This is a genomic window from Streptomyces synnematoformans (assembly GCF_039531005.1).
Lineage (GTDB): Bacteria > Actinomycetota > Actinomycetes > Streptomycetales > Streptomycetaceae > Streptomyces > Streptomyces synnematoformans.
Genome location: NZ_BAAAPF010000138.1, coordinates 8,690 through 17,604, shown reverse-complemented (window position 1 = coordinate 17,604; position 8,915 = coordinate 8,690). Strand labels below are relative to the sequence as shown.

7 protein-coding genes are annotated in these 8,915 nt (G+C 74.6%); 6 read left to right on the top strand and 1 reads right to left on the bottom strand.

Translation table 11 applies throughout. From position 1 onward, the window contains the following. The 4 genes from ABD317_RS20255 to ABD317_RS20240 form a co-directional block, all read left to right on the top strand. The coding region (locus tag ABD317_RS20255; protein ID WP_344291363.1) for a (2Fe-2S)-binding protein at nt 1–531 on the top strand (531 nt) is incomplete at its 5' end. Beyond that, nucleotides 528–1,511, top strand: a complete 984-nt coding sequence (locus tag ABD317_RS20250) for an FAD binding domain-containing protein (RefSeq protein ID WP_344291362.1) — start codon at nt 528–530, stop codon at nt 1,509–1,511. The genes ABD317_RS20255 and ABD317_RS20250, both read left to right, overlap by 4 nt. Next, nucleotides 1,508–3,712, top strand: a complete 2,205-nt coding sequence (locus ABD317_RS20245) for a xanthine dehydrogenase family protein molybdopterin-binding subunit (RefSeq protein ID WP_344291361.1) — start codon at nt 1,508–1,510, stop codon at nt 3,710–3,712. The genes ABD317_RS20250 and ABD317_RS20245 overlap by 4 nt, the downstream gene beginning before the upstream one ends. Further along, complete coding sequence (locus ABD317_RS20240) at nt 3,709–5,004, top strand: XdhC family protein (protein WP_344291360.1); 1,296 nt, start codon at nt 3,709–3,711, stop codon at nt 5,002–5,004. The genes ABD317_RS20245 and ABD317_RS20240 overlap by 4 nt, the downstream gene beginning before the upstream one ends. On the opposite strand, the gene ABD317_RS20235 is transcribed toward ABD317_RS20240, so the two are convergent. Beyond that, on the bottom strand, nt 4,985–6,334 hold the full coding sequence (locus tag ABD317_RS20235) for an aspartate aminotransferase family protein (protein WP_344291359.1): 1,350 nt from the start codon (nt 6,332–6,334) through the stop codon (nt 4,985–4,987). The genes ABD317_RS20240 and ABD317_RS20235 overlap by 20 nt on opposite strands. A 112-nt stretch (nt 6,335–6,446) precedes the next feature. Here ABD317_RS20235 and ABD317_RS20230 point away from each other — a divergent pair, with 112 nt between their 5' ends. After that, nucleotides 6,447–6,899 (top strand): Lrp/AsnC family transcriptional regulator, encoded by a 453-nt coding sequence (locus ABD317_RS20230; RefSeq protein WP_344291358.1) that lies wholly within the window; start codon nt 6,447–6,449, stop codon nt 6,897–6,899. Nucleotides 6,900–7,042: 143 nt separating this feature from the next. Then, nucleotides 7,043–8,851, top strand: a complete 1,809-nt coding sequence (locus tag ABD317_RS20225; RefSeq protein ID WP_344291357.1) for a histidinol-phosphatase — start codon at nt 7,043–7,045, stop codon at nt 8,849–8,851. Nucleotides 8,852–8,915 lie beyond the last annotated feature (64 nt).

Here is an 8,915-nt window from a genome sequence, read left to right as displayed (position 1 = left end):
CCCGCCGGTGCCGCCGGTGCCGCCGGCGTCTCCGGTGCGGAGGCCCCCGCGCTCCCGGCCGCGACGCCCGAGGTGGCGCTGCGCGTCAACGGCCGCGAGCACCCGCTCACCGTCGAGGCCCGGGCCACCCTGCTGGACGTGTTACGCGAGCGTCTCGGCCTGACGGGTACGAAGAAGGGCTGCGACCGCGGCGAGTGCGGCGCCTGCACGGTGCTCGTCGAGGGCGAGCGCGTGAAGTCGTGCCTGACGCTGGCGGTCATGGAGGACGGCCGGGAGATCACCACGGTGGAGGGCCTGGCCCGGGGCGACGACCTGCACCCCGTCCAGGACGCGTTCATCCGCAGGGACGCCTTCCAGTGCGGCTTCTGCACCCCCGGGCAGATCATGTCCGCCGTCGCCTGCATCGACGAGGGCCACACCGGCTCGGACGAGGAGATCCGGGAGTGGATGAGCGGCAACCTGTGCCGCTGCGGCTGTTATCCGAACATCGTCGACGCGGTGCGGAGCGCCGCGAGGGGAGCCGGGCGATGAAGCCGTTCGACTACGTACGCGCCGCGCGGCCCGCCGAGGCCGTGGGCCTGGCCGCCGCCCGGCCCGACGCCGCGTTCATCGCCGGCGGCACCGAGCTGACGAACCTGATGAAGGACGGCGTCCTCGCGCCCGGGCTGGTCGTGGACGTCGGCGGGCTCCCCCTCGCCGACGTCGGACTGCGCGACGGCCGGCTGCGCATCGGGGCCACGGCCCGGATGCGGGACGTGGCCGAGCACCCGGTGGTCAGCGGGCGGTTCCCGGCGATCGCCCAGGCCCTGCTCGCGTCGGCGTCTCCGCAGGTGCGCAACCGGGCCTCGATCGGCGGCAACCTCATGCAGCGCACCCGCTGCTGGTACTACCGCGACACCGCGAGCCCCTGCAACCGGCGCGAGCCCGGCAGCGGCTGCGCGGCCGTCGACGGGCAGAACCGGTGGCACGCGATCCTGGGCGGCAGCGACCACTGCATCGCCGTACACCCCTCCGATCTGGCGGTCGCGCTCAGCGCCCTGGACGCGGTCGTGCTCACCCTCGGGCCGGACGGCCGGCGCTCGATCCCGCTGGGGGACTTCCACCGCCTGCCCGGCGCCACCCCGCACCGGGAGACCGCGCTGCGGCACGGCGAGATCATCACCGGGGTCGAGGTCCCCGCGTCCCCGGTGGCCCGCAACTCGCGGTATCTGAAGCTGCGCGACCGGGCCTCGTTCGAGTTCGCCCTGGTCTCCGTGGCCGCCGGGCTGACCCTGCGGCGGGGGGTGGTGACCGGCGTACGGCTGGCGTTCGGCGGCGTCGCGCCCCGCCCGTGGCGCGCGGCGGCGGCCGAGGACGCCCTGCGCGGCCGGCCGCTGACCGAGGGCGCCGTCGCCGCGGCGGGCCGCGCCCCGGTACGCGGCGCGGAGCCGCGCGAGCACAACGCGTTCAAGGTCGAGCTGGTGCAGCGCGCCCTCGCCGACATCCTCACCGACCTGGGAGGCAACCGATGAGCCGGATCGTGGGCAGCCCCGTGCCGCGGATCGACGGCCGCGCGAAGGTCACCGGCGCGGCCGTCTACGCCGCGGACGCCCGGGTCAGCGGGGCGCTGCACGGCTTCCTCGCGATGAGCACCGTCGCCTCCGGGCGCATCACCGGCATCGACACCCGGGAGGCCGAGCAGGCGGCCGGCGTGGTCGCCGTCCTCACCCACCGGAACATGCCGCGCCTCGCGCGGCCCCGGTACATCAGCTACGTCAAGGGCTTCATCCCCTTGCAGGACGCGGAGATCCACCACGGCGGGCAGCCCGTGGCGTACGTGGTCGCCCGGACGCTGGAGCAGGCCCAGCACGCGGCGACGCTCGTCCGCGTCTCCTACGACGCCGCCCGCCGGCCCCGGTCCTCCGTCGCCGACGCGATGGACGACGCCTTCGTGCCTCCGGAGGGCCCGCTGGGCCCGAACGAGTTCACCCGCGGGGACGTCGCGGCCGGGCTGGCGGAGGCCGACGTCGGCGTCGAGGCCACGTACACCACGCCCACGCACCACCACAATCCGATCGAGCCGTCCACGACGACCGCCGAGTGGGACGGCGGGCGGATGACGGTCTACGAGTCCACGCAGGGCGGCCATTCGACGCGGACCTGCATCTCCGAGGCCCTCGACATCCCCCTGGAGAACGTGCGCGTGCTGTCGCCGTACCTGGGCGGCGGCTTCGGGGCCAAGGGCCCGGTGTGGCCGCACACCCTGCTCACCGCCGCCGTCGCGCGGGAGCTGCGGCGCCCGGTCAAGCTGGTGCTCTCCCGGGCCCAGACCTTCACCTCCAACGGGCTCCGCGCCGAGGCCCACCAGCGCCTGCGGATCGGGGCCAGGAGGGACGGCACCCTCACCGCCGTCGACCACGTCAGCACCAACCAGGTCACCCGCACGGAACAGGCCGTGTTCTCCAGCAGCTACTCCACCCGCGCCTTGTACGCCTGCCCACACGTGCACGTCGCCCAGCGGGCGGTCCGGCTCGACCTGCCCGCGCCGAGCTTCATGCGGCCGCCGGAGGCCGTCGGCTCGTTCGCGCTGGAGTCGGCCCTCGACGAGCTGAGCTACGCGCTCGGCATGGACCCCGTCGAGCTGCGGCTGCGCAACCACACCGCCGTCCACCCCGAGACCGGCGAGCCGTTCGGCAGCAAGCACCTGATCGAGTGCTACCGGCGCGGCGCCGACGCGTTCCGCTGGCGCGAGCGCGACCCGCGGCCGGGGTCGATGCGCGACGGCGACGCCCTGGTCGGCTGGGGGATGGCCACCGCGGCGCACACGGCGGGCGGCAGGCCGGGCGCGGGCGCCCGGGTGGTGCTCTCCCCCGCGGGCCGGGCGGTGGTGCAGGCCGGCACCCACGACATCGGCACCGGCACGTACACGGTGATGTCCCAGATCGCCGCGCAGTCCCTGGGCCTGGACCTGGACGACGTCGACTTCGAACTCGGCGACACCGACTACCCGTTCGCCTTCATGTCCGTCGCCTCCGCCACCGTTCCCGGCGTCGGCGCCGCCGTCAACCGGGCCTGCACCACGGCCCGCGAGGCGCTGACCGGCATCGCGGTCGCCGACCCGCGCTCGCCCCTGCACGGCGTCCCCGCCGGGCGGATCACCGCGGCGGACGGGTTCCTGTACGTGACCGGAAAGCCCCGGCGCCGCGAGCGCATCCGTACGGTCCTCGCCCGGCACGGCAGGCCGGTCGAGGCCGTCGCGGAGCCCGCGGCCATCCCCCACGGCTACTCCGTCGGCGCCGAGTTCGCCGAGGTGCGCGTCGATCCGCGGACCGGGCGGGTCCGGGTGACCCGCATGCTCGGGGCGTACGACCCCGGCACGGTCCTCAACCGCAGAACCCTCCGCAGCCAGGCCATCGGCGGCGCCGTCTGCGCGCTCGGCTTCACCCTCACCGAGCACACCCTGATCGACCCCCATCGGGCCCGGATCGTCAACCCCAACCTCTCCGGCTACCTGCTGCCCGTCAACGCCGACGTGCCCGAGGTCAAGGCGCTCTTCGTCGACAAGCCCGACCGGGACAACGAGGACGCCCTCGGCGCCCGCGGCTTCGGCGAGACCCCGGGCACCGGGATGACGGCGGCGATCGCCAACGCGGTCCACCACGCCACCGGGCGCCGGTTCCGCGACCTGCCCCTTACTCCGGACAAGATCATCCAGGGGACGGCGGCGCGATGAACGCCCCGTGGGAGCGGCTGCACCGGCTGTGGGAGTCCGGCACCCCGTGCGGGCTGGCCACGGTCGTCTCCACCTTCGGCTCGGCCCCGCGCCGCCCCGGATCGATCATGATCTGCGCGCCGGACGGCACGGTCACCGGCAGCGTGTCGGGCGGCTGCGTGGAGGGCGCGGTGTACGAGCTGGCCCACCAGGCCGTACGGGACGGCACGGCGGTGCTCGAACGCTACGGGGTCAGCGACGACGACGCCGGCGCTGTCGGCCTGACGTGCGGCGGAACCATCGAGGTGCTCGTCGAGCGCGTCGACCGGCGGTCCTTTCCCGAACTGGGCGTCCTCCTCCGGCACCTGCGGTCCGCGACCCCCGTCGCCCTGGCCACCGTCGTCGGGAGCGACCCGTCCCGGCCGGGCGCGAGGCGGGGCGCCCACCTGGTCTGCTGGGCCGACGGCACCGCGGGAAGCACGGGCTGCCCCGCCCTCGACGGCGAGACGGCCGCGGCGGCCCGGCGGCTGCTGGCGCAGGGCCGCTCCGGCACCGTCCGCCCCGCGCCCGTCCCGCCCGCGCCGGCCGGGGCGAACGGGATGGCCGGGCCGGACGGGGCGGCCGGGGCTTCCGGGGCTTCCGGGGCGGACGCCGCGGCGCTCGACGGCGGCCCGCGCGTGTTCGTCAACTGCCTGGCGCCCCCGCCGCGGATGCTGGTCTACGGCGCGAACGAGTTCGCCGCGGCCCTCGTCCACCAGGGCGCCCTGCTCGGCTTCCGGGTCACGCTCTGCGACGCCCGCCCCGTGTTCACCACCCCTGAGCGCTTCCCGGACGCCGACGACGTCGTGGTGGCCTGGCCGCACCGCCACCTCGCCGAGCAGGCGGCGGCAGGACGCCTCGACGAGAGGAGCGTGGTCGTCTCGCTCACGCACGACCCGAAGTTCGAACTCCCGCTGCTGGCCGCCGCCCTGCGGCTGGACCTGGCCTACGTCGGCGCCATGGGCTCCCGCCGCAGCGTCGCGGACCGCAGGGCGGCGCTGCGGGCCGCGGGCCTGACGGACGGGCAACTGGCCGGGCTGAGCGCCCCCGTCGGACTCGACCTCGGCGGCGCCGACCCGGCGGAGACGGCGCTGGCGGTCGCCGCCGAGATACTGCTGCTCCGCCGGGGAGGCCGGGGCGTCCGCCTGTCCGAGACCTCGGGCCCGATCCACGCGGGGGACCGGGGCCGAGCGGGCCCGGACGCCCCAGAGCCGGATCACCCGGTCCTGACCGCCGCCGGCAGCCCGGCCGGGTTCAGCCGGGTCGCCCGGTGACGGTGGTGAGGGCCTGGTCGAGGATGTCCAGGCCCCGGTCGAGTTCCGCGTCGGTGATGGTCAGCGGCGGGGCCAGCCGCAGGATGCTGCTGCTGCCGGGGAACTGGACGATGTTCAGGTGCAGGCCGAGGCCGAAGCAGGCGTCGGTGACCGCGGCGCCGAAGTCGTTCGCCGGGTCCTTGGACTCCCGGTCGGTGACGAACTCGATGCCCTGGAGCAGTCCGCGGCCGCGGACGTCGCCGATGCGGTCGTGGCGGGTCCGGAGGTCGAGCAGGCCGCGGTGGAGCCGGTCGCCGAGCCGGCGGGCGGTCGCGTCGAAGCCGCCCCGGGCGAGGACGTCGACGACGGTGCGGCCGACGGCCGCGGGCAGGGGGTCGGAGACGTGCGTGGTGCCGAAGTAGAAGCCGCGTTCGTGGCAGCGGGCCTCGATCTCGTCGCTGGTGATCACGGCGGACAGCGGGAGTCCCGCGCCGAGGGTCTTGGACAGGGTGAGGAGGTCGGGTACGACGCCGTCGCGCTGGAAGGCGTACCAGTCGCCGGTGCGGCACAGCCCGGTCTGGGCTTCGTCCAGGATCAGCAGCATGCCGCGGTCGGCGCACTTGCCCTTGAGGGCGGCGAGGTAGCCGGGCGGCAGGTCGATGACGCCGCCGGTGCTGAGGATCGGCTCGGCGATGAAGGCGGCGAGGCTGCCGACGGACTGGCGGTCGACCATCGCGAAGGCGTGGTCCAGTTCGGCCCGCCAGTCGTGGCGGCCGTCCCGCCGGAACAGCGGCCGGTAGGGGTTCGGCGTCGGGACGACGATGTTGCCCGGCGCCACGGGTCCGTAGCCGGCCCTCGACACGCCGTAGGTCGCCGCCGAGGAGGCGTGGGTGACGCCGTGGTACGACCGGTCGAAGGCGACGATCTCGTGGCCGCCGGTGTAGAGCTTGGCCATCCGGATGGCCGCCTCGTTGGACTCGCCGCCCGTGCTCAGCAGCATGACCTTGCCGAGCGGGGGCGGCAGCGTCCCGGCCAGGGCGGCGGCCAGGTCGACCACGGGCCGGCTGAGCATCCAGCTGAACAGGTGGTCCAGCGTGCCGGCGGAGTGGCGGACGGACTCGACGATGGCCGGGTGCGAGTGCCCGAGGAGGGCGCTCATCTGTCCGGAGGTGAAGTCCAGGATCGCGCGCCCGTCGCTGTCGAACACGTGGGATCCCGCGGCCCGCTCGATGATCGCCGGGGTGAAGTCGTTGCGGGCGTAGCGGATCAGATGGCGGTGGGCCGTCGCCCAGAACTCCGCCGCGGTGCCGGTGGGCTGCGTGCTCGCGTGCCGGCCGGTGGTTGCGCTCATGTGCCCTCGCCCCTTCGCCTGGGTAGCGGTGCGTGGGCCACGGTAGGAGAACCGGCGCCGCACCCGATTGCGGATATTGCCGGGCCGGCGCTCCGCTCAGCACACTTTGTGCGTGGATGCCATCGACCGCGCAATCATCGCGCAACTGCGTCGCGACTGCCGCATACCCAACACGGAACTGGCGGACCGGGTGGGCCTGACCCCCTCGCCCTGCCTGCGCCGGGTGAGACGGCTGGAGGAGGAGGGGGTCATCCTCGGCTACCACGCGCGCGTCGCCCCCGGGGCCATCGGCCGCGGCTTCCAGGTGCAGGTGGACTTCGAGCTGACCGACCAGGCACGGGAGACCATCGAGCGGTTCGAGGCCGAGCTGGTCTCCTGCGACGAAGTCGTCGAGGCCCGCCGCATGTTCGGCTCGCCCGACTACCACGCGCTGATCGCGGTGGCCGACCTGGAGACGTACGAGCGCTTCATGACCCGGCGGCTGACGGCCCTGCCGGGCCTGGCCAAGCTCCAGTCCCGCTTCGCGATGAAGACGCTCAAGTCCGACGCGGCCGGCCGGCCGTGACGCGGTGGCGACCGGCCGGGGGGCCCGGGGGTTCCTTCACCTGCGCGACGCCCTGAGGTAACCGGCGCATCCGCCGTGCGAAGGAACGCGCCGGTTACCTGGGCGGGCACAATCGCGCCATTCTCACCCTGGAAGGGACCGGTGTGTCACACGACCACTCCCACAGACGTCCGCACTCCCACTCCCACTCCCACTCCCACTCCCACTCCCACGGCCATGACCACAGCCACGGCGGCGACGTCGACGAAGCAACCCGAGTAGCGGCGGACACCTCCGTCTCCGACTCCGACCTCACCCCCGGACAGCTCTCGCGGCGCCGCATGCTGAAGGCCGCCGGGGTCACCGGGGCCCTCACCGCCGGCATGTCCGGCATGCTCGGCGTCACCCCGGCCATGGCGGAGGACGCCCGCCGCGGCAGGGACGGCGAGGGCGGCGGCAGGGGGCGCGGCGGGGGCGTCCGCCACTGGCTGGCGGGCGACCACCACATCCACACCCAGTACTCCTCCGACGCCATGTACACCGTCCTCGACCAGGCGCAGCACGGCGCGGCGTTCGGGCTGGACTGGATGGTCATCACCGACCACGGCGGCGCGACCCACGCCCGCATAGGCGTCGACCTGGTCAACCCCGACATCAGGGCGGCCCGCGCCGCACTGCGGGACACCCTGATCTTCCAGGGCCTGGAGTGGAACATCCCGGCCGCCGAGCACGGCACCGTCTTCGTGGCTCCGGGGAGACACGAGGTCTCGGTCCTCAAGCAGTTCGAGAACGACTACGACGGCAGGGTCAAGGGCGCCTCCGGCAACACCCCGGAGAACGAGGCCCTCGCCGTGGCCGGAATCCAGTGGCTGGGCAAACAGAAGGACCGGCGCCGCGTCGCGGACGCCCTCTTCCTCGCCAACCACCCGGCGCGCAACGGCATCGACAGCCCGCACGAGGTACGGGCCTGGCGCGACGCCGACCCGCGGATCGCGGTCGGGTGGGAGGGCGCCCCCGGCCACCAGGCGGGAGGTCTGCCCGAGGGGTACGGCCCGGGCTCGGCGCGCGGCGGCTACGGCAACTCCCCGAGCGACAACTCGTTCCCCGGCTACCCGCCGGAGAGCTACCGCTCCTGGGGCGGCTTCGACTTCTACACCGCCACCGTGGGCGGGCTGTGGGACTCGCTGCTCGCCGAGGGCAGGCCGTGGTCGATCTCCGCCAACTCCGACTCCCACATCAACTGGGGCGGCACCGCCCGCCGGCCCGACGGTTCCGGCTCCGCGCAGTTCGACCGGGACGGCCGCTACGGCGACCCGGTGTACGCCGGTGAAGTCAACCTCTCCGCCAGTGACTTCTGGCCCGGCATGTACAGCCGTACCCACGTCGGCACCGCGGACCGCGGCTACACCGCGGTGATGCGGGGCATCCGGGACGGCCGTGTCTGGGTGGACCACGGCCGCCTGCTGAAGAGCCTCGACGTCCGGGTGGTCGCCTCGGGCCGCGGCTGGGGGAAGGTCCACGGCCACGGCCGCGGCGAGGAGACCCTCGGCGGCACCCTCACCGCCCGCAGGGGCAGCCGGATCGAGCTGGTCGTCACCGTGACCGCCCAGGACGTGCCCAACTGGGGGGCGTTCCTGCCCCGGCTGAACCGGGTCGACCTGATCCGCGGCGCGGTGGACGTGTCCCACGCCGGGTCCGACCGCGACAAGCTGACCGCCCCGGACACCCGGGTCGTACGGCAGACCGACACCTCGGGACGCACCGGCACGTACACCCTGCGCTACGACCTCGGCACGCTGGAGGAGCCGTTCTACGTCCGGCTGCGCGGCACCGACGGCAACCGGCAGCAGCCGGGCTACCACGGCGCGGCGGTCGACCCGGCCGGTCCGGCCATCGACGTGGTCGGTGACGCGGACCCCTGGCGGGACCTGTGGTTCTACACGAACCCGATCTGGGTGCTGCCGAGCCGATGAGCACCGGACCGACGTCCCCGGCAGCGGCGGGGTCCACGGGCCCCCCCACGCGGGGCCGGGGCGC